Below are 20,574 nucleotides of genomic sequence, written 5' to 3'. Positions count from 1 at the left end.
GCTTCATAAGAACTACGGTCCTAATCGTAAGAACTGGAAACATTGTGAATGACAATGAAAAATGTACGACTATCACCAAAGCCGGAAGCATAGAAACAGGAGATGCGACCTTGACCGGCATTTTAATGGCGCTGGTGGCAGGATTTTTCGGTGTGCTGGAAGAAACCGTCCGCAGAAAAAACGCCAGTAATGCGGTGGTAATTTAAAAAATATGGAAACAAGGAACGATATAGCTTAACGGCTATGCCGTTCTTTGTTTTTTACTTAAGTACATGTTAGAAATTCCCTGGTATCTGACAATCACACATTATTTTTACGTAATTTAATGTGTGTTCGTCGCTTTACAGTTGACAATCACACATTATTTCAATATAATATAATGTGTGATTGTCAAAGAGGGGTGAGAAACATGAATGTTAAGGAGAAAATCAAAGAACTGCGAGAAGCGTCAGAGGACGGTACGATTACCGCAGCGCAAGTAACAGAAGCCGGACTGCACCGCAGCGTTTTACAGAAGTTTGTCAAGAGCGGCGAGATATACCGCTTCGGGCGTGGCCTGTATGTGTGGAGCGACGTATGGGAGGATGATTTCTACCTTTTACAGCGAAAGTATGGGCGCGGAATTTATTCGCACGATACTGCTTTGTATCTGCGGGGCTATTCGGATCGTACCCCGGCAAAATATACGATGACCTTTCCCAAAGGCTACAATGCTTTATCCTTGAAACGGGAAAATCTAATTGTCAAGCGCGTTGTGCCGGAGAACTATGAACTTGGCAGAATTGAAATGAAATCCCCATCCGGCAATCCAATTCGTGTTTACAATTTGGAACGGACGCTGTGTGACATCCTGCGCGGCAGCGGCAGTGATATACAGATTGTCGGAGAAGCTATGAAACGCTATGCAGCATCCAAGGATAAGAACATTCACAGACTGATGCAGTACGCAGATCAGCTTCGTGTGAAGCCCAAGGTGCTGCGATATATGGAGGTTTTGCTATAGACCGTTTCAGACCGAAAAAAATGGGGTCAAAATCGCGGTCGAAAATTAAGGGGAAAAGGAAAAATTTTCCATAAAAAAGTTGATTGTCGGATAGAAAAATGAAAAGGGGAGCAGATATGCAGTTACTAATCAAACAACGTGTATTTTCCTGGTCAGACACGTATGATATCTATGACGAGCAGGGGAACCAAAAGTATTTTGTGAAAAATGAATTTATCTCGCTGGGACACCGTCTGCATGTGTACGATGCGGCGCATAATGAAATTGGGTTTATCAAACAGAAATTATTTTGCTTTCTTCCGACTTTTGAAATTGAATGGAACGGGCAGTTAATGGGACATATCGAAAAACGTTTTGCACTGTTCCGCCCCAAATACGATGTAGATTTCATGGGATGGCGTGCAGAAGGTGACTTCATGGGATGGGATTACGATGTATATGAAGCCTGCAGTGCAGTCGTCCACGTACATAAAAAACTTCTGAGCTGGGGTGACACGTATGTCATCGAATATGATAATCCGAGCAATGAAATTCCGGCATTATTACTGGTGCTGGCGATCGATGCGGCAAACTGTTCACAAAATAATGGATAGCTGGTGGTGTCTGGAATGGCGTCAGGGGAGATGCGGATATGAGAACTTTGGGAAATATTCTGTGGTTTATATTTGGAGGCATGTTCGGCGGACTTGCATGGATTTTTGCAGGATGCATCTGGTGTATTACGATTGTTGGAATTCCGTTTGGACGGCAGTTTTTCAAGATGGCAAGGCTTTCGTTTATGCCATTTGGCACGAGTGTAATTGGATAAAAGGTGTATGGAAAAAGATCGGGTTACCGGTCTTTTTCTATGCATATCATGAGGCGGCCATTCCTTTGATGCAAATAGAAACATGATAAAAGTATTGCGCAGCAGAATAAAGTATGATACCATAAATTTACAGAAAAAATAAAGAAACAATAGAATATTCAGTATTAATTAAAAAATCAGGAAACAGAAGAGGGGAAGTTTATGAAGATAAGACAGACAATCTTTTTATTACCTTTGTTTTTGCTGGCGGGCTGCGCATCTGCAGGAGGATCACAGAGCAGAGATCTGGATTTAAAGGAACTCTGTACAGAGGAGCAGGTTTTCCAGTATGCGGATTTTGAATGGGGAACGGATTCGGAACAGCTTTTCAAACAGAGCTTCCTGAAGTTTGATGAAAAAGATCTGGGACAGGGTGATGAGAGCAGCACAAAGACATACGAGAGCAAAGAAAAATTTTCCCTGGAAAATGCAGAATCTAACATGGATCTGGAATTTTCGGACGGTCAGCTGAGTCAGGTTTCCTTTACTTTTGACATCGAACAGGATGCCAATACATGGATTCAGAAAGAAGTAGACGAACTGAATTCTTTATACGGCGGAGGAATTGCAACTGGACTCGGAAATCAGATTTATCAGTGGCAGGGGGAGCAGGATACGGTTCTGCAGCTGACGGCTTTTACGGAAGGGGATGAAAGCGCAACCGTTATCTTAAGCGTGGCATCGATGGAATACTCGATTGGATCATAAAATTGACAGATACGGGCGCATCAGACGGCAATGTCTGGTGCGCCTGCTTTTTTGTGAAAAAACTTTCCAAAGCTTTTAAAAGCCAGAAAGATAGAATGACAAAAGTGTCACAGATGTGATATAGTAGTAGAATAATGTGAAAAAGAGAAGGATTTGACAAAAGAGATGGAGTTAGGAAATTTTCAGAAATCAGTAGATTCAGATGAAATCAAAACAATGGCATTTGAAATCATCGGAGAACCGGTAAAAGCAGTTTCCCGCATCTGCGAGCAGTGGGGCGAGGCGGAAGATGAAGTGCGGGAGTACGATGTGTATGTGATCGAGACAGATGCAGGAAAATATACACTGAAGAAAACCGGCAGCAAAGAAGCGCAGATTTATGCGCAGTATCTGTCAAAAGGAGAGTTTCACGTACCGCAGTATGTCGGCATGCGGCAGGCAGAGGATGCGGACTGGATCTGCATGAAGTATGTAGAAGGAAACGACATGCGGGATATGACGGACGAGACAACAGAAAAAGCGGCAGAAACCTTAAGTAAAATTCAGTCGTATTTCTGGACACCGTCGATGGACAAAGCGCCGGAAAATGAAGTGGAGCAGAGATTTGTCGAATACTGGAAACGCGTTCTGCGCCGAGCATCGTCCGTAGCGGATGATCCAATTCTGCGGAAAGCGTATCAGATGTTCCTGGACCGCCAGCTGATCTGTCCATGTACGATGTCAAACGGTGATTTCCTGCAGTGGAATGTGATCTATGACGGCGAAAATGTTGTCATGATTGACTGGGGATTTGGTGGAATGATGCCGTATTCTCTGGACATTGCAAGATTCCTGGCACATGCGACTGAGACACGGAGTACTTTCCCGTTCTACATGAACGATGCACAGAAAGAGCTGTTTCTGGATCGGATGTATGAAGCGTTAAAGACAAAGATTTCACGCGAACAGTTCAATCTGGATGTGAAGCTGGCCACGCTGAATGAGTATATCGAGTTTGTGGAAGCAGAAGAGGACGAAGACGGCTGGTATCTGGAGCATGCACAGGCGCTGGCAGAGGAACTTCTCAATTTGTAAAAAAACGGATTGCATTTATCTGTAAGTTGTCCTATAATAGGGAACAGAAAATAAAAAGAAAGAGCACCATTGGTGTAAAGGTGAGGGAATGTTTCTGCGATAATCGACTTTAAGAAAAACACAAAGAACGGACAGCCTGGAAAACAGGCCTGTTTTTCGTGTACGCTTAAAGACGAGAATCGCTGAATCATTTCCCTTTTTTATGAGAATAGAACAGGGATATTTTTTTGCGGGTCTGTTTTGCGTACGCAGGACAGGCTCGTTTTGCGTAAAAAAGCAGAAAAGAGGCTGCCGGAGCAAAGGGGGCTTCTGTATGATGCAGATAAAAAAATTAACACTGACACATAAAAAAGATCTGCGGGTGATTCTCGAAGATTTTCAGCTTGTACTGAATGACGGTGATAAGGCCGTTATCATTGGAGAGGAGGGAAACGGAAAATCGACGCTGCTGAAGTGGATGTACGATCCCGCACTGACGGAAGATTACATCGAATCCACAGGCGAGCGCATCATCGGAAAGGAGCGGCTTGGATATCTGCCGCAGGAACTTCCGGAGGCGGAGAAAACGAAGACGGTGTATGAGTATTTCTATGAAAAAGAAAAGTTCTGGGATCAGACACCGAAGGATCTGGCGGTGCTGGCAAGAAAATTTGGTCTGACGGAAGAATTTTTCTATCGGGATCAGCAGATGAGTGAGCTTTCCGGCGGCGAGAAGGTGAAAGCGCAGATGATGCGTCTTCTCATGGAGGATGCCACGGTCCTTCTGCTGGATGAGCCGTCAAATGATATTGATCTTGCGACACTGGAACTTCTGGAGAAACTGATCCGCGAATGGGAGCATATTGTTGTTTTTATTTCGCACGATGAAACGCTGATTGAAAACACGGCAAATATGGTCATTCATATTGAACAGATTGTGCGGAAGACAAAATCGAGATACACGGTTGCGAAACTTCCCTATCGGACGTATGTAGAGGAGCGCCTGCAGAATTTCGGGCGCCAGGAACAGAAGGCGCAGAGTGACAGGAGAGAGAAAGCGCTGCGCGATGAGAAATACCGAAAAGTATACCAGAGCGTGGAGAACGCCTTGAACAACTGTTCCCGCCAGGCACCGTCCGTGGCGAAAAATCTGAAGGACAAAATGCATACCGTAAAGGCGATGAACCGCAGATTCGAAAAAGAAGATGCCCGCATGACAGAAATGCCGGAGCAGGAGGAAGCGATTTACTTCCAGCTTGGAGGAGCAGAGGCAGCCATGCCCGCCGGGAAAACGGTCATCGAATATCAGCTTCCGAAACTGGAAACGCCGGATGGGGAGCGGGTTCTGGCGGAAAATATCACCTTAAAGATAAGAGGACCGGAAAAAATATGCATTGTCGGCCCGAACGGGGCAGGTAAAACGACACTGCTGAAAAAGATTGCGGCAGAGCTGAAAGAACGGGAGGATCTCCGCGTAGATTATATGCCGCAGAATTATGAGGATCAGCTGGATCTTTCCATGACGCCGGTCGATTTTCTGGATTCCACCGGGGAGAAGAGTGAGAGGACGAAGATTCGGACGTATCTCGGATCGCTGAAGTACACGGCAGACGAGATGGATCACCCCATCCGCGAACTGTCCGGCGGCCAGAAGGCAAAAGTATTGCTTCTGAAAATGAGCCTTGGCAATGCCAATGTGCTGATTCTGGATGAACCAACCCGAAACTTTTCACCCTTATCGGGACCGGTCATAAGAAAAATGCTCCGCGAATTTCCAGGCGCCATCATCAGCATTTCGCATGACAGGAAGTATATCGGAGAGGTGTGCGGGAAGGAGTATCTGCTGGAAAAAGACGGACTCAGACTGATCAGAGAAGAAAAATAAAAATATTCGATAACGAAAAATACGACGGTGGCTGGCCGTCGTATTTTTCCGTAGAGAGATTATGTTTGTCTTAAGAGAAGGTTTCGCAGCAGATTCTGTTCCGGTGAAGTCGGGAAAAATGTTAATTTTATATTGAATTAGGTCGGGAAAAATGTTAAATTAGAGTAAGAATAACCAGGGAAAAATGTGAAATAATAAAAAAGAGAAATGGAGGAAGATCAGCATGCGTCGATTTGCAATGGATAAACTATTAGACTGGAAGAAAAAAAGTAACAGAAAACCACTGATTTTAATGGGAGCCCGGCAGGTTGGTAAAACGTGGTTAATGAAAGAATTTGGTAAGACATATTATGAAAAAACCGCCTACATTTCTTTTTACAATAATCAGAGAATGCAGGCGGTTTTCGATACGGATTTCGATATAAAACGTATTATTATGAACCTCAATATTGAATCAGGCGTAACGATCACCCCAGAGAATACATTGATTGTTCTGGATGAAATTCAAAATGCACCGAAAGCGTTGGAATCTTTGAAATATTTTTGCGAAGAAGCACCGGAATATCATGTAATAGCAGCAGGTTCACTTCTTGGCGTGGCGCTTCATGAGGGAATATCCTATCCGGTGGGAAAAGTAGATTTACTGGATTTATATCCATTCAATTTTAGAGAATTCCTGTGCGCTATGGACGAAGAAGGGCTGGAAAGTGCATTGGAAACAAAGGATTACAATTTAATTGACAATTTTGCGGATAAATATTTGTTCTGGCTGAAAAATTATTATTATACAGGCGGCATGCCAGCAGTTGTGGATGCATTTCGGCTGAACAAAGATTATGCAGAGGTACGACAGATACAGAGTGATATTGTACGGCAGTATGAGGGTGATTTTGGAAAGCACATTGAAGCAAAAGTTCTCCCAAGAATACGAATGGTATGGGATTCTATTCCGATGCAGCTGGCGAAGGAGAATAAAAAATTTTTCTTTGGACAGATAAAGAAAGGAGCCAGAAGCAGCGAATTCGAAATAGCAATTCAGTGGCTTCTGGATTGTGGATTAGTATATAAAGTCAACCGGGTAAATGAGCCTCATATGCCGCTGAAGGCGTATAAAAATATGAATGCATATAAATTATTCGTACTGGATGTAGGACTGCTCGGAGCAATGAGTGAACTGCCAGCAGAATCCATATTGGAGGGTAACGATATTTTTGTTGAATTTAAAGGCGCGCTTACAGAACAGTACGTTCTGCAGCAGTTGATTTCAGATACCCCTTATACGCCATATTATTATGGAAATGAAAAAGCAACTTTCGAGCAGGATTTTCTGATTCAGAAGGCAAAGAGTATTGTGCCGATTGAAGTAAAGGCGGAACAGAACATTCGATCCCATAGTCTTAAAACATATTGCGAAAAATTCCAGCCGGAAGAAGCAGTTCGATTTTCAACATTGAAGTATAAAGAGCAGGAGCGGATGGTAAATATACCATTATACGCTGTTTGCAACTTATAAATTAAAACAGCTATAAATCCCACGAAAGAAGGTGATCCCCATGCCATTTAAAACCATCCGAAACGACATCACAAAAGTTCATGCCGATGCGATCGTCAACACAACCAACCCTTAGCCAGTTTACGTGAAAACGTATCAGAGGGGCGGTTACTTTAATCAAAGCCAGACGTTCCACCCGTTTTACCAGCCGGAGAAGATCAAAAAGGAAGAACTGGACAAAATTCTCGAAGCCGACAGCATCGCTGATGACAGCACAATCCAGAATGCTTTTTACGATGCCCCGACAGTTGTCTATCTGTTTACACCGTATACCTACCCAAACGACGCACAGGACTGCTGCGTTGCAAAATCATTTACGATCAGGCAGAATAAACCGAAAAATCCCGGGGAAATATGTGAACTTCCGGGGTTCATTTTGGATGGAAATATTCTTGCAATTTTACAGCGCAGTTATTATAATAAAGACAAGTTCTGCGGTAAACTCATTTTTCGCAGAAAACGCCAGAAGCGGAGGCTGACGTTCAAAAAACAAAAAAGGAGCGTAAGAGAAATGGCAAAAATTTTAATCAGCCCTTCTAAATATTTACAGGGCGCAGGGGAAATGAAAAACATCGGAACATATGCGGCAAAATACGGAAAGAAAGCACTGGTTCTGATCAGCCAGGGAGGCTACAGACGGATCGGAGCAATGATCGAAGAAAGCTTTGCGGGAAGCGACTGCGACGTTGTTTTTGATTATTTCAACGGCGAGTGCTGTGAGAGTGAGATCAACCGTCTGGTTGCTATCGTGAAAGAAAAAGGCTGTGATCTGGTTATCGGTGTCGGCGGAGGCAAAATTTTTGATACCGCAAAAGCAGTTGCCTACTACGCAGAAACACCAGTATTCATCTGCCCGACCATTGCATCGACCGATGCACCGTGCAGCGCACTGTCTGTTGTATACACAGAAGAGGGTGTATTCGAGAGATACCTCTTCCTTCCGGCAAACCCGAACCTGGTTCTGATGGACACTGACATCATCGTAAAATCTCCAGTCCGCCTGACCGTAGCCGGAATGGGTGATGCACTTGCCACCTATTTTGAAGCAAGAGCCTGCCAGAGAAGCGGAGCTACTTCCTGCGCCGGTGGAAAAACAACCGAGGCAGCGATGGCACTCGCGAAACTCTGCTTTGACACTCTGATGGAAGAAGGCGTAAAAGCCAAAATCGCTCTTGAAGCCGGCGTATGCACCCCGGCAGTCGAGAAAGTCATCGAGGCCAACACCCTCCTTTCCGGAATCGGTTTTGAAAGCGCAGGCCTCGCAGGAGCCCACGCCATCCACAACGGCTTTACCGTACTCGAGGAATGCCATCACATGTACCACGGTGAAAAAGTAGCCTTCGGAACCCTGACTCAGCTCGTCCTGGAAAACGTACCGCTTGATGAACTCGAAGACATCATCTTATGGTGCATCGAAGTCGGTCTCCCAGTCACCTTGGCTGAACTCGGTGCCGGAAACGTAACCGACGACCAGCTCATGGAAGTAGCCAAAACCGCATGCGCAGAGAACGACACCCTCCACAACATGCCATTCGAAGTAACCCCGGAGACCGTCTTCGCCGCCATTAAAGCAGCCGACGCCTACGGTAGATACTATCTCGACGAAGAAGAATAACCCGTATGAAAAAAGATCTCCTGCCAACCCCAGGAGATCTTTTTTCATACCCAAATTTAATCAATACAAAAAATAGAAGTTTCCAACTCCCTTCCTATATGTTAAAATAAACTCACCCCATTTCACAGAAAAAACATAAACCCATGTTAAAGTAAAATGGTAAAAATATCAAACATAAAAACATAACGAGATCAGGAAAAAGCACGAGCGGGCAGGCAGCCGGGCGTTTTCCGTCCGTCATATAAAGGAGACAAAACTCATGGAAAAATTAAAAATCCTAGTAGTAGACGACGAAAGCCGCATGCGCAAACTCGTCAAAGATTTCTTAGTAAAAGCCGGATACGACGTCATCGAAGCCGGTGACGGCGAACAGGCCGTAGACACCTTCTACGCCCAGAAAGACATCGCCCTCATCATCCTCGACGTTATGATGCCCAAAATGGACGGCTGGCAGGTCTGCCGCGAAATCCGCCAGAACTCCAAAGTCCCGATCATCATGCTCACCGCCAAAAGCGAAGAACGCGATGAACTCCTCGGCTTTGACCTCGGCGTAGACGAATACATCTCAAAACCATTCTCCCCGAAAATCCTCGTCGCCCGCGTCGAAGCCATCCTGCGCCGCAGCGGCAAAACCGGCGAAGACGACGTATTAGAAGCCGGCGGCATCCGCATCGACAAAGCCGCCCACATGGCATCCATCGACGGAAAACCGATGGAGTTAAGCTATAAAGAATTCGAACTCCTCACCTACTTCCTCGAAAACCAGGGAATCGCCCTCTCCAGAGAAAAAATCCTGAACAACGTCTGGAACTACGACTACTACGGCGACGCCCGCACCATCGACACCCACGTCAAAAAACTTCGCAGCAAAATGGGAGACAAAGGCGATTTAATCAAGACCATCTGGGGCATGGGCTATAAATTCGAGGCGGACGAATCATGAACGGAACAGAAAAACAAAATGAGACTTCTGTGGAGATGCCTGCAGAAGATTCCCGTGTGACAATGGGAAACCAGACGGAGAAAAAGCACCGGTTTCACTTGAAAATGCCACAAAAGGGAAGAAAACACTCCGTCAAAAAACGAATTGCCTACACTTTTATTGCGACCATGGCAGCTACCCTGCTTATCATCGGCCTGATCAATTACTTCTTTCTCGGGTCCTTTTATATCCGGGATAAAGAACACATTCTGGCAGAGAGCTTTCAGAAACTGAATGCGACAGGCGGAGACAGCGACAATATCCCTGATACCTTCGAGCAGTTCTGCGCTACCAACAACCTGAAAGTCATTATTACCGGACCGGAGCTCAGCAGCTTCGTCTATTCCAACGCAACCGACCGCCAGAGCCTCCAGACCCTGATCTTCGGCCTGATCAGCGGAAATGAGCAGGCAAATACCAAAGTCGTTGACAGCAAAGACAACTATCAGATCCAGAAATTCTACGACAGCCACGCCGATGCCGAGTATCTGCAGATCATCGGCTGGTTTGACAATGGAAATTGCTACTTTGCAAGATGCCCGCTGGAGAGCATCACGGATGCGGTCGGCCTTTCCAACCAGTTTTACCTCTTTATCGGCATTCCGATCATCATCATCGGTGCCATTGTGATCTGGATCATCACCCGCCAGATCGTCCGTCCGGTGCAGGAGCTGACCGAAATTTCGAAAAAAATGGCAGCCCTTGACTTCGATGCCCGCTACGTGAGCGGCGGAAAAGACGAGATCGGCGAGCTTGGAAACAACTTCAATGTCATGTCCGAACAGCTTGAGCAGGCGATTTCCGAGCTGAAAAGTGCGAACGTTGAGCTGCAGAAAGATATTGACAAAAAAACGCAGATTGATGAAATGCGCCGCGAGTTCCTCTCAAATGTCACACATGAGCTGAAAACCCCGATCGCTCTGATTCAGGGTTATGCGGAAGGCCTGAAAGACAACATCAACGACGATGAGGAAAGCCGCGAGTTCTACTGTGATGTCATCATCGACGAGGCGGCAAAGATGAACGAGATGGTCAAAAAACTCCTGAACCTGAACCAACTCGAGTTCGGTGAGGATCAGGTCAATATGGAACGGTTCGATCTGAACGCCGTGATCAGAGGCGTGCTGCAGTCCTCCGACATCCTGATCCGCCAGAAAGAGGCAAAAGTGCTCTTTACCGGCGGCGACCCGCTCTATGTCTGGGGCGATGAATTCAAAGTCGAGGAGGTTATCACCAACTATCTGACGAATGCCCTAAACCATCTGGACTACGACCACACGATTGAGATCACCTGCAAAAAAGAAGGGAATGTCGTAAAGACAACCGTTTTCAATACCGGGGACCCGATCCCGGAGGAGGATCTCGACAAGGTATGGGTGAAATTCTTCAAGGTGGACAAAGCGAGAACAAGGGAATACGGCGGAAGCGGCATCGGCCTTTCCATCGTAAAAGCCATTATGGATTCCTTCCAGCAGCAGTGCGGCTGCCAGAATTACGACAACGGTGTGGCATTCTGGTTCACACTGGAGGCAGATGGAAAAACGGAAGAAGCATGATTGCAAAAAGCGTGCCAGAAAAAGGAAATACAGCCTTTTCCTGGTGCGCTTTTCTTGCATAAAGGAAAAAGATGGTGTAGAATAATAGCACAAACGGTCAAAAAGAGAGGGAGAGAAGAGATGGCGGATTCCAACAGTACAAAGAGTGCGCTTGCAGATGCAATGAAAAAATTGATGGTACGCAAGTCTTTTGCAAAAATCAGTATTTCAGATCTCTGCGAGGAATGCGGTCTGAACCGGAAAAGCTTTTATTATCATTTTAAAGATAAATACGATCTGGTAAACTGGATCTTTTATGTGGACTTTCTGACAAACATGGGCGGAAAGAACTTTGAGAATGAATGGGATGTGCTGGTGGCGGTCTGCAATATTTTCTATCAGAATAAAGCATTTTACCAGAGTGCCCTGAGGATCGAAGGGCAGAACAGTTTTAAGGATTACTTTTACGAGATGCTCGAGCCGGTCATGGCGTTTTTTGTACAGGATCTCTTTCAGGTACAGAATCAGAAACTGTTTGTAACGTTCTTCTGTGATGCCTTCCTGACCGCAGTTCTGCGCTGGTTTTCCATGGAAAGCGAGCTGGAACCGGAAACGTTTGTCGAAGAACTGAAAGAAGTGATATATAGATCATCAGAAAAAATAGCAGCCAAAGCGGAACCAAAGAAATAAAATTCCGCTTTGGCTGTACTTTTATGCATCTGCGAGCAGTTCACGGTAAAATATATTCCGAAGAGACAACTCTTCAAAGGAAACGGTGGGCGTATCGAGTGTGCGGGCCATGTGATCCGGCAGAAGCAGCAGATACGCCGGATGGGCGGTGATAATCTGCTCAATTTTGCGGGAGTCTTCCTGCACTTCGATCGGGAAGAATGGCTGTATGGGGGTGAAGCGGTACTGTTGAACAACATCGGAAACAGCCCGGATACTTTCTTTTGAGCACGAATCATCTGCGACCAGAAAGAAAAAGACACTCTGTTCCATCTGGGAATACAGGTGGTCAAAAGAGAGCAGATAAGCGGCAGCATCTGCATCCTGATAGACTTTGTGCATACCGAACAGCGTTTTCTGATGGCGCAGGGCTTTTGCCATGGAAGCCGTTGAGGGGGCATCAATTGGAAGAGAAACCATCAGGTTCGGGCAGGATAAAAGCAGTTTCTGCTGTTTTTCGGTAAGCGGCGTATTGGAAAGAAACCAGAGAAACGCGCATTCCGGATGCGACTGGATGACGGCAAGGTAGGATTCCATATCCTCATGATGATCCATGGAGCGGAGCTGATAAGAGTAGATGCCGTATGTCAGACCGGTTCTGACCACGGATGCAAAAAACGAGGAATCGTAAGTGTCCGGGATGCGGCTGTCGAGACGGAGCTTGACAACCCAGGGAACAGCAAAGGAAAGTTCTTTCTGCTTCTGGCGCAGAATCTGCGCACCGTAGGTAAAACTGTTGTAGCCGATGTTGATGCCGAACTGACGAAGCGCTTCCGGATCGTTGCTGCGCAGCAGAAAGTCGATCGCCTGATAATACGGGCTTTCATCGTTGCGCAGAAGATCCTGAAAAATGGCAAAAATCTGATTCTGAAAGCGGCCGCGGGAAAACTGGCGGCCAAGATCGCAGAGCTTGCGGACGCTGCGTTTCGGATCTGCGTCCATCTCCACCATCGCGCGTGCAACTGTTGTGTCGATCAGTGCGCGGGTGATGTCCTGTGAATTCATAATGTGTTCCTCCGATCAAGTAAAATAAGCTGTTTTTATCATAGCAAAAAGAACACGGTAAAAACAGGGACAAAGAACAGGAATTGTCTAAAAACTCCATTCCTTAAGGAAAATTTACCAGATCTTCAGAAGAAATTTCTTTTTCTTTTGTGGAAAAAGTGGTAAAATAAAGTTAGATGGTACAAACTATCGATTCTGCCGCGCCAAAAACGCGGCGGAACCATCCGAAACGATTCCAGAAAAATAGGAAAAACGAAATGGTTTTCGAACATGGAAGATAAAAGGAGGCGTTTTGCATGAAATTTGATATGCACTGCCACACAAAAGAGGGTTCGATGGATGGAAAAGTCATGATTGAGGAGTACATCCGAACACTGAAACGAAAAGGATTTGGAGGAATGTTGGTATCCGACCACGATTCCTATGACGGATACCGCGAGTGGAAGAATGCCATCAAGGGAAGAGCACACCAGGATTTTGTGGTATTAAAAGGTGTTGAGTACGATACGTGCGACTGCGGCCACATTCTTGTGATTATGCCGTTCGGCGTAAAATTAAAAATTCTGGAGCTGCGCGGTCTGCCGGGATCGATCCTTGTCAAGATCGTCCATGCGTACGGCGGAATTTTAGGACCGGCGCATCCGTACGGCGAAAAATTTATGAGCATGATCAGCACGAATGAACGGAAGAAAAAGTATCAGCAGCGGATTGCCCAGCTTCTCCCGCAGTTCGATTTTGTTGAAATTTTCAATGCGTGTGAGAGCGCGGAGACGAACGCAAAAGCGAAACGGCTGGCGGAGAAATTCAATAAGCCCGGCTTTGGCGGAAGCGATGCGCACCGGCTGGACTGCATCGGAAAAGCGTATACCGAGCTGCCAGATACTATCAGAAGTGAGGATGATCTGATCGCCTACGTAAAAACGTGCCCACAGATCGAATGCGGCGGCGAACATTACAACGGAACGACGAAAGACCGGATCGGCCGCCTGAACATGGTGCTTGTGGATTCGTTCTATTTCTACAACAAACTTGCAAATGGCTGGCGCTGGCGGAAGCGGAGACGTGAGCTGTTTGATATCATAGAGAAAAAACTCTGATGAATGCCTGGCAAAAAAGCGTGCCGGAAACGTTTCGTTCGGCACGCTTTTTCCTGCCCTGTATTTGAATCGAAAAAGAGAGGAAACATACGTATGCTTGCAATATTTCTTGCGCCGGTCTACATACTGGCAAATGTATTTACCGCCTACTGGCTGCTGCGGTGGATGAAGGAGGTGCATCCTTTGTTCCGCCATCCGGCCGTGCTGGGTGTCATTTTGGTGCTGTATGCATTTTTTGCACTTTCCCTGCTGACGAGCTTTCTGATCAAAAGAGATCCCGTTCACCGGATTTTAAAGGTCATCAGCAACTGCTGGCTTGGCATGTATCTGTATTTTCTTGGCTTCACCGCGATTCTGGTGCTGCTGCGCTTCATTTTTGCGCATACGGCACTGACGAAAACTTGGCTGTATTCTCCGATGGGATTGAAAGCGGTCGGCCTTGGCGCGATCCTTTTTGTGACGGGAATGTGCATCTACGGAATGGTGCATGCAGTCCATATTTACACGACACGATATGAGGTTCCATCGAAAAAGGATGCACATCTGAAAATTGCTCTCGTCGCAGATCTTCATCTGGGGTACAGCATCGGCAGTCATCAGATGGAAGAGATGGTGGAAAAAATTAATGCTGAGGAGCCGGATGTCGTTGTGATTGCCGGGGATATTTTTGATAATGAGTACGATGCCATCTATGAGCCGGACCGCGTGGCGGATCTTCTGGCGGGCTTAAAGAGCCGGTACGGCACGTACGCCTGCTACGGCAACCACGATCTCGATGAGAAGATTCTCGCGGGCTTTACGTTTGAGACGAAGGAGGAGCGCATCGCCGACCGCCGGTTCGGTGAGTTTCTGGACCGCGCGAAGATTCATCTGCTGGAGGATGATGTGGTCTGTATCGATGATGCCTTTTATCTGGCGGGCCGAAAAGATCCCGACCGGATCCGCAAAACGCAGGAGACACGCGACACGCCGTCCGAACTGCTTACCGGACTGGACCAGTCGCTTCCAGTTTTTGTGATTGACCACCAGCCGTCGGAGCTGACCGAGCTGGCAGAGGCAGGCGCAGACCTTGATCTTGGCGGCCATACGCACGACGGACAGCTCTTCCCAGGCAATATCCTTACCGGCCTGATGTGGGAGAATGCCTGCGGGATGAAGAAAGTCGGAGACATGTACAGCATCGTCACATCCGGCGTGGGTCTCTGGGGACCGCCGATGCGGATCGGGACGAAAGCGGAAGTGGTGATCATCGATTACGGAAAATAAGGGTTGACAAAACCGGAACGCAGAATTATAATACAACAAAACTACGAAACAGAGGTTATCAACGATGAACGAGATGCACAGCGTACAGATGCACAGGGACGACGATTGATAGCGCTTGTATCAAAGTGAAGACTACTATACTTCACAGGTACAGGCGCTGATTGTGTTGTACCTGTGTGGAAGATAAGGCAAAGGGAAACCACACTGGGAGAAAAAGAAATACCCCGTGTGGTTTTTCTTTGCCATTTTTTATCCATGCGGGAATGACTTGAAATTTACATCAGAGAAGGGTTGTGATCGTATGGGACATACAGATTATGTCCATATGGATTTTCTGCTGATTTTGCGGCGATAAAGAAAAATCAGAACAGAAAGGCAGAAAAGACTATGAAGACAGAAATGAATACCGTAAAAGTAAGAAAAACAGAGGAACTCGAAGCAGAGCAGTTAGGAGCACACATCGGCGAAATCGTGCGGCTGCATGGAAGCATTTACAAAATCCGAAAAATGAGCTCATTTGCATTTGTGCTGCTTCGGACGAAACGGCAGATGGTACAGTGCGTGTACGAGCCGGCGTATGCCCGGTTTGCATTGGAGGAATTAAAAGAAGAGGCGTGTGTCCGGTTTACCGCGGAGGTGATCCGTGAAGAGCGTTCCAGAAGCGGGTATGACCTGCATCTGTTAGACGTGGAAATCCTCTCCGAGCCGGAAGAAGTACCGCCGGTTGTCATCAACCAGAAGCGGGTCAACACTTCCATCGAGAACCTGCTGGACTACCGGCCTATCACGCTGCGAAATGAAAAAGAGCGCGCGGTTTTCCAGATTCAGGCCAGGATCTGTCAGGCGTTCCGCGAATTTCTGGATGGACAGCACTTCACCGAAATCCACACACCGAAGCTCGTAGCAGCGGGAGCCGAGGGCGGAGCTAATATCTTCTCCCTGTCGTATTTCGGCGAACAGGCATATCTGGCGCAGAGCCCGCAGTTTTACAAGCAGATGATGGTCGGCGTCTTCGAGCGTGTCTACGAGATCGCACCGGTCTTCCGGGCGGAGAAGCACGACACGGCGCGTCATCTGAATGAATATACAAGCGTGGACTTTGAGATGGGCTATATCGAGAATTTTGAGGACATCATGGCGATGGAGCAGGAAATGCTGCGGTACACATTTGGACGGCTGCAGGAGACATGCGGAGCGGAGCTTTCGCTTTTAAAAGCAGAGGTGCCGGTGATCACGGAGATTCCGAGAATCCGTTTTTCCGAGGCGAAAGAGCTGGTGAGCCGCGTATACAAAAGAGCCTTTTCGGAGAAACTGGACTTTGAACCGGAGGAGGAAAAACTGCTGTGCGAATACGTGAAGAAAACGACAGGCAGTGACTTCGTATTTGTGACACATTATCCAAGCGCCAAGCGCCCGTTCTACGCGATGGACAGCAGAGAAAATCCGGCAGAGACGGAAAGCTTTGACCTTCTGTTCCGCGGCCTTGAGGTGACGACCGGCGGCCAGCGCATCCACAATTACCGGGAGCAGGTGGAAAAGCTCGAAAGCCGCGGCATGCATGTTGAAGCGTTTGAGAGCTATCTAATGATGCACCGCTGCGGCATGCCCCCGCACGGCGGCCTCGGTCTTGGGCTGGAGCGGTTTACGGCACGGCTTCTCGGATTTGAAAATGTGCGGAACGCATCCCTGTTTCCAAGAGACATTCACCGTCTGATTCCGTAAACCAGAAGAGTGTAAAAAACTCCGGCGAAGCCGTGGCGCAGATCCACGGGCTTAGCCGGAGTTTCATAAGGTTTCCCTCCCTTTTGAAAGATAGCGTAACCGTTTGGATCTTTCTGTTATACATCAGGGGAGTGAAAATGACAAATTGTTTATTGCAGACAGGATTGCTGTATAAAAGTCAGAATTTTTGCAGAAATGAGCCTTGTAAAGCGTCCGAAAATAGGCTATACTAAACAAGGTTTGGCTGCCGGCAGAATCTGGCAGTATCGGCAAATATTGGAAAAAAGAAAGACGGGAGTTTCCCGGTTTGAGGATAGGAAAATATGAAATTATATGACATTTCCGGAGAGCAGTTTTCCGCAATGGACGCGCCGCGTCATCTGATGACGGAGGAAGGAACGGCGCAGACGACGCTCGACCGGTCACTTGGCATCTGTCAGGTGGCGGAGCTTGAGGGAAAAGTGACAAGAGAAGTGCTCGAGGAGGTCATGGAAGAAGACTGTGAACGTCTCCTGATCCGCGGCGATGCGCAGATTACACGCGATGGGGCAGATTACCTGGCAGAGAAAAAACTGGTGCTGCTCGGTGTGGAGCAGGAAACCGTCGGAAATGAGACATCAGGGAATGATGTTCATCAGCAGTTACTGAAAAAAGGCACGGTGATTGTTGAAAATCTGAATCTGGAGAAAGTGACCTCTGGTCATTATTTTCTCGTGGCTGCGCCGATCCAAAAGAAACACCAATACGGCGGCCCGATCCGTGCGGTTCTGATCGAAAATTAGGAAATGCCCTGTGTGAATCCGAAAATGCAATGTGAAACATAACAGAAAGAGAAAAACAGGAAAAAGTGTTCCCGCGTGGGACACTTTTTTTGATATGTCCAAAACGAGGGAATTTTGGGTTGTATTTTCCAAATATGGAGAATATAATGAGAAAAAGCCAGGATGTGGTATTCAAAACCAGATCAATTCCGGGCGAAAATATTAAACTATTACAAAGGAGATCGTGAACAATGGATGCAAAAATGAAAGTAGAAAGAGCCGCTGCAGGCGCTGCGATCGATGGTGTTTTAAAATATGTGAACCACGGAGACGACAGAACAAAAGCACTGCTGAATCTGACGGATTTCGTACAGAAATTTACCGGAAATATGTTTGCGGAGAAAACGTTCGACAACATCCGCACCATGCTGCAGAACCCGGACAACAAATGGGTACAGTACGTCAACCGAGGACTGGACGAGCTGGATCCGCAGGTGATCAAAATGACCGCTTTAAACCTGGGATTCCAGGCAGCTTTCGTCGGAACGAAACAGATCCGTATGAACCGTGAAAAATACAACTGCAACATTCCATGGACGATGCTGATGGATCCGACAAGTGCCTGTAACCTGCACTGCACCGGATGCTGGGCAGCAGAATACGGCCACAAGCTGAATCTTTCCTATGAGAAACTTTCGGATATCATAAGCCAGGGAAAAGAGCTGGGAACCTACTTCTACATGTTCACCGGCGGCGAACCGCTTGTGCGCAAAAAAGACATCCTGCGTCTGGCAGAAGAGCATCATGACTGTGAATTCCACTGCTTCACCAATGGAACCCTGATCGACGAGGAGTTCTGTGAGGCGGTTCAGAAGCTCGGCAATATCTCCTTCTCCCTGTCTCTGGAAGGCTTCGAGGAGGTCAACGACGGACGCCGCGGCGAGGGTATTTTCGATAAAGTTCTGGCAGCCATGGATCTGATGAAAAAACACGGTCTGCTTTTTGGTACTTCCATCTGCTACACAAGAGCAAACCTCGAGACCGTTACAAGTGACGAGTTCCTGGATCTTTTGATCGAGCACGGATGCCGTTACAGCTGGTATTTCCACTTCATGCCGGTCGGCATGGACGCTGCACCGGAGCTGATGCCGACGGTTGAGCAGAGAAAATATATCTATCACAGACTGCGTGAGATCCGTTCCGATAAGAGCGACAAACAGATCTTTGTTATGGATTTCCAGAACGACGGTGAGTTCGTCGGAGGCTGTATCGCAGGAGGAAGAAACTACTGCCATATCAATGCAAACGGCGATGTGGAGCCGTGTGTTTTCATCCATTACTCCGGCGCCAACATCAACGAAGTTTCCCTGATCGAAGCACTGCAGCAGCCGTTGTTCCAGGCATACCGCGATGGACAGCCGTTCAACCGCAACCACCTGCGTCCATGTCCGATGCTCGAAAATCCGGAACTGCTGCGTGAGATGGTAGAGAAGACCGGCGCGAAGTCAACCGACCTGCAGTCTCCGGAGAGCGCAGAGCATCTGTGCGGAAAATGTGATCTGTATGCTGCTGAGTGGAAAAAAGCCGCAGACGAGCTGTGGGCAGAGAATCCGCATCACAAACAGAGATATGAGAACTATAAGAAAGAGAACCTGGACGAGGAGGCAAAAGCTTCCACAGAGGAGATTCTTTCCGGAATCCGCGGATAACGCGATCGATGAATCGAAGATAAAATAGAAGCAAGACACCGGAAAATGGGACGAAAACCTGTTTTCCGGTGTCTATTTGTGCGGGCAGTGAGCCAAAGTCCGGTCTTGCAGAAAGTGACCGGATCCCGTATACTATAGAGAAGCAAAGCGATATTTTAACGACAGAGAGGATTAAAAAATAGAAGATGAACGATTCATTTTTACAGAAACAGGGCGTAAGCGGGGCGTTAATTGAGAGTGTGCAGAAATTCCGCGAGAGCTATCCAGTGGCGGGGGGCTTAGAGAACCGCATGAGCACGCCGGAAATCCCGTTTTTCGGAAAAGAGATTCTGGAGATGGCAATTGCCGCGCTGCTGCAGGGCGAAAATCTGCTGCTGACCGGCGAGAAGGCAACGGGAAAAAACGTGCTGGCAGAGACACTGGCGTATGTTTTCGGAAGACCGACGTACAACGTTTCCTTCCATGTAAACACAGGAAGCGCCGAGCTGATCGGAACCGATACGTTCCAGAACCAGGAGGTCACACTCCGGAAAGGCAGCATTTACCGCTGTGCAGAGGAAGGCGGTTTTGGCATTCTCGATGAGATCAACATGGCGAAAAACGATGCGGTCAGTGTTCTTCACGCCGCGCTCGACTACCGCCGCATCATCGATGTGCCGGGCTACGATAAAATTCCGCTTCACCCGGCGGCGCGGATGATCGGAACGATGAACTACGGCTATGCGGGAACGAGAGAGCTGAACGAGGCGCTGGTGTCCCGCTTTCTGGTGATTGACATGCCGCCGCTTACAGAAGAGACACTGTTTTATTTGATACAGTCAAAATTCCCGGATCTGAAACCGGCGGCACGCGAAGCGCTGGCCGGCCTTTACCTCGATCTGCAGAAAAAGGCAAAACAGGCGGAAATCACCACGCGCGCGCTCGACCTCCGCGGTCTGTTCGGAGCGATCGGCACGATGCGCCAGGGGCTGTCCCCGTATCTTGCGGTGCAGATCGGCATTGTCAATAAATGCTTTGACCTGTTTGAAAAAGAGATTGTGCGGGATGTCGTGCGCACGCGGATTCCGGAAGAGTGGACGCCGCAGGATATTTTTTAGAGGAAATA

Annotated in this window: 19 protein-coding genes; 18 read left to right on the top strand and 1 reads right to left on the bottom strand. The window is 47.5% G+C overall.

Annotated features, from left to right (window positions below):
* Positions 1–44: 44 nt before the first annotated feature.
* The 12 genes from DW769_RS16335 (at position 45) to DW769_RS01000 (ending at position 11,870) form a co-directional block, all read left to right on the top strand.
* Positions 45–206, top strand: a complete 162-nt coding sequence (locus DW769_RS16335) for a hypothetical protein (protein WP_158565807.1) — start codon at positions 45–47, stop codon at positions 204–206.
* Between the two features lie 203 nt (positions 207–409).
* Positions 410–1,003 carry a type IV toxin-antitoxin system AbiEi family antitoxin domain-containing protein gene (locus tag DW769_RS01055; RefSeq protein WP_117804027.1) on the top strand — a complete coding sequence of 198 codons (594 nt, stop codon included), beginning with the start codon at positions 410–412 and terminating at the stop codon, positions 1,001–1,003.
* A 116-nt stretch (positions 1,004–1,119) separates the two neighbouring features.
* Positions 1,120–1,596: an LURP-one-related/scramblase family protein gene (locus tag DW769_RS01050; protein ID WP_022463307.1), complete on the top strand. Its 477-nt coding sequence runs from the start codon at positions 1,120–1,122 to the stop codon at positions 1,594–1,596.
* Between the two features lie 38 nt (positions 1,597–1,634).
* Entirely contained in the window at positions 1,635–1,811 is a 177-nt protein-coding gene (locus DW769_RS01045) for a YccF domain-containing protein (RefSeq protein WP_082424435.1), read from the top strand.
* Between the two features lie 201 nt (positions 1,812–2,012).
* On the top strand, positions 2,013–2,558 hold the full coding sequence (locus DW769_RS01040) for a hypothetical protein (RefSeq protein ID WP_117509083.1): 546 nt from the start codon (positions 2,013–2,015) through the stop codon (positions 2,556–2,558).
* Positions 2,559–2,711: 153 nt separating this feature from the next.
* Positions 2,712–3,632 (top strand): aminoglycoside phosphotransferase family protein, encoded by a 921-nt coding sequence (locus tag DW769_RS01035; protein WP_118749854.1) that lies wholly within the window; start codon positions 2,712–2,714, stop codon positions 3,630–3,632.
* Positions 3,633–3,945: 313 nt separating this feature from the next.
* Positions 3,946–5,496, top strand: a complete 1,551-nt coding sequence (locus DW769_RS01030) for an ATP-binding cassette domain-containing protein (RefSeq protein WP_118749853.1) — start codon at positions 3,946–3,948, stop codon at positions 5,494–5,496.
* A gap of 223 nt (positions 5,497–5,719) precedes the next feature.
* On the top strand, positions 5,720–7,009 hold the full coding sequence (locus DW769_RS01025) for an ATP-binding protein (protein ID WP_118594709.1): 1,290 nt from the start codon (positions 5,720–5,722) through the stop codon (positions 7,007–7,009).
* Positions 7,010–7,559: 550 nt separating this feature from the next.
* A complete protein-coding gene (locus DW769_RS01015) occupies positions 7,560–8,663 on the top strand; it encodes a glycerol dehydrogenase (protein WP_118749877.1) in 1,104 nt (367 codons plus the stop codon).
* A gap of 259 nt (positions 8,664–8,922) precedes the next feature.
* On the top strand, positions 8,923–9,606 hold the full coding sequence (locus tag DW769_RS01010) for a response regulator transcription factor (RefSeq protein WP_055218183.1): 684 nt from the start codon (positions 8,923–8,925) through the stop codon (positions 9,604–9,606).
* Complete coding sequence (locus tag DW769_RS01005) at positions 9,603–11,201, top strand: sensor histidine kinase (protein ID WP_243036448.1); 1,599 nt, start codon at positions 9,603–9,605, stop codon at positions 11,199–11,201. The genes DW769_RS01010 and DW769_RS01005 overlap by 4 nt, the downstream gene beginning before the upstream one ends.
* Positions 11,202–11,321: 120 nt before the next feature.
* Positions 11,322–11,870, top strand: a complete 549-nt coding sequence (locus DW769_RS01000; RefSeq protein ID WP_055226495.1) for a TetR/AcrR family transcriptional regulator C-terminal domain-containing protein — start codon at positions 11,322–11,324, stop codon at positions 11,868–11,870.
* Between the two features lie 21 nt (positions 11,871–11,891).
* Here DW769_RS01000 and DW769_RS00995 read toward each other — a convergent pair whose 3' ends face one another.
* Positions 11,892–12,914 (bottom strand): hypothetical protein, encoded by a 1,023-nt coding sequence (locus tag DW769_RS00995; RefSeq protein ID WP_118749852.1) that lies wholly within the window; start codon positions 12,912–12,914, stop codon positions 11,892–11,894.
* Positions 12,915–13,210: 296 nt separating this feature from the next.
* On the opposite strand from DW769_RS00995, the gene DW769_RS00990 reads away from it, so the two are divergent.
* From DW769_RS00990 to DW769_RS00965, 6 genes are all read left to right on the top strand, one after another.
* Complete coding sequence (locus tag DW769_RS00990) at positions 13,211–14,011, top strand: PHP-associated domain-containing protein (protein WP_055218178.1); 801 nt, start codon at positions 13,211–13,213, stop codon at positions 14,009–14,011.
* A gap of 93 nt (positions 14,012–14,104) precedes the next feature.
* A complete protein-coding gene (locus DW769_RS00985) occupies positions 14,105–15,277 on the top strand; it encodes a metallophosphoesterase (protein ID WP_022463295.1) in 1,173 nt (390 codons plus the stop codon).
* Between the two features lie 387 nt (positions 15,278–15,664).
* Positions 15,665–16,999 (top strand): aspartate--tRNA(Asn) ligase, encoded by a 1,335-nt coding sequence (gene aspS, locus DW769_RS00980; RefSeq protein WP_330425640.1) that lies wholly within the window; start codon positions 15,665–15,667, stop codon positions 16,997–16,999.
* 323 nt (positions 17,000–17,322) lie between these two features.
* Positions 17,323–17,781, top strand: a complete 459-nt coding sequence (locus DW769_RS00975) for a hypothetical protein (protein WP_117800885.1) — start codon at positions 17,323–17,325, stop codon at positions 17,779–17,781.
* Between the two features lie 230 nt (positions 17,782–18,011).
* Positions 18,012–19,469, top strand: coding sequence for a radical SAM protein (locus DW769_RS00970; protein WP_055226489.1), 1,458 nt, complete (start codon positions 18,012–18,014; stop codon positions 19,467–19,469).
* A 185-nt stretch (positions 19,470–19,654) separates the two neighbouring features.
* On the top strand, positions 19,655–20,566 hold the full coding sequence (locus DW769_RS00965) for an AAA family ATPase (RefSeq protein ID WP_118749851.1): 912 nt from the start codon (positions 19,655–19,657) through the stop codon (positions 20,564–20,566).
* Positions 20,567–20,574 lie beyond the last annotated feature (8 nt).

It is taken from the genome of Blautia sp. AM29-29 (assembly GCF_003480555.1).
In the GTDB taxonomy this organism is placed as follows: Bacteria; Bacillota; Clostridia; order Lachnospirales; family Lachnospiraceae; genus Fusicatenibacter; species Fusicatenibacter saccharivorans.
Note: the sequence above shows the minus strand (reverse complement) of the source record. Positions and strands in the feature narration are given on the sequence as shown.

Coding starts and splice junctions, on each gene's coding strand:
- DW769_RS01055 (WP_117804027.1), top strand. CDS start 410: ATGAATGTTAAGGAGAAAATCAAAGAACTGCGAGAAGCGTCAGAGGAC.
- DW769_RS01050 (WP_022463307.1), top strand. CDS start 1,120: ATGCAGTTACTAATCAAACAACGTGTATTTTCCTGGTCAGACACGTAT.
- DW769_RS01045 (WP_082424435.1), top strand. CDS start 1,635: ATGAGAACTTTGGGAAATATTCTGTGGTTTATATTTGGAGGCATGTTC.
- DW769_RS01040 (WP_117509083.1), top strand. CDS start 2,013: ATGAAGATAAGACAGACAATCTTTTTATTACCTTTGTTTTTGCTGGCG.
- DW769_RS01030 (WP_118749853.1), top strand. CDS start 3,946: ATGATGCAGATAAAAAAATTAACACTGACACATAAAAAAGATCTGCGG.
- DW769_RS01025 (WP_118594709.1), top strand. CDS start 5,720: ATGCGTCGATTTGCAATGGATAAACTATTAGACTGGAAGAAAAAAAGT.
- DW769_RS01015 (WP_118749877.1), top strand. CDS start 7,560: ATGGCAAAAATTTTAATCAGCCCTTCTAAATATTTACAGGGCGCAGGG.
- DW769_RS01010 (WP_055218183.1), top strand. CDS start 8,923: ATGGAAAAATTAAAAATCCTAGTAGTAGACGACGAAAGCCGCATGCGC.
- DW769_RS01005 (WP_243036448.1), top strand. CDS start 9,603: ATGAACGGAACAGAAAAACAAAATGAGACTTCTGTGGAGATGCCTGCA.
- DW769_RS01000 (WP_055226495.1), top strand. CDS start 11,322: ATGGCGGATTCCAACAGTACAAAGAGTGCGCTTGCAGATGCAATGAAA.
- DW769_RS00995 (WP_118749852.1), bottom strand. CDS start 12,914: ATGAATTCACAGGACATCACCCGCGCACTGATCGACACAACAGTTGCA.
- DW769_RS00990 (WP_055218178.1), top strand. CDS start 13,211: ATGAAATTTGATATGCACTGCCACACAAAAGAGGGTTCGATGGATGGA.
- DW769_RS00985 (WP_022463295.1), top strand. CDS start 14,105: ATGCTTGCAATATTTCTTGCGCCGGTCTACATACTGGCAAATGTATTT.
- aspS (WP_330425640.1), top strand. CDS start 15,665: ATGAAGACAGAAATGAATACCGTAAAAGTAAGAAAAACAGAGGAACTC.
- DW769_RS00975 (WP_117800885.1), top strand. CDS start 17,323: ATGAAATTATATGACATTTCCGGAGAGCAGTTTTCCGCAATGGACGCG.
- DW769_RS00970 (WP_055226489.1), top strand. CDS start 18,012: ATGGATGCAAAAATGAAAGTAGAAAGAGCCGCTGCAGGCGCTGCGATC.
- DW769_RS00965 (WP_118749851.1), top strand. CDS start 19,655: ATGAACGATTCATTTTTACAGAAACAGGGCGTAAGCGGGGCGTTAATT.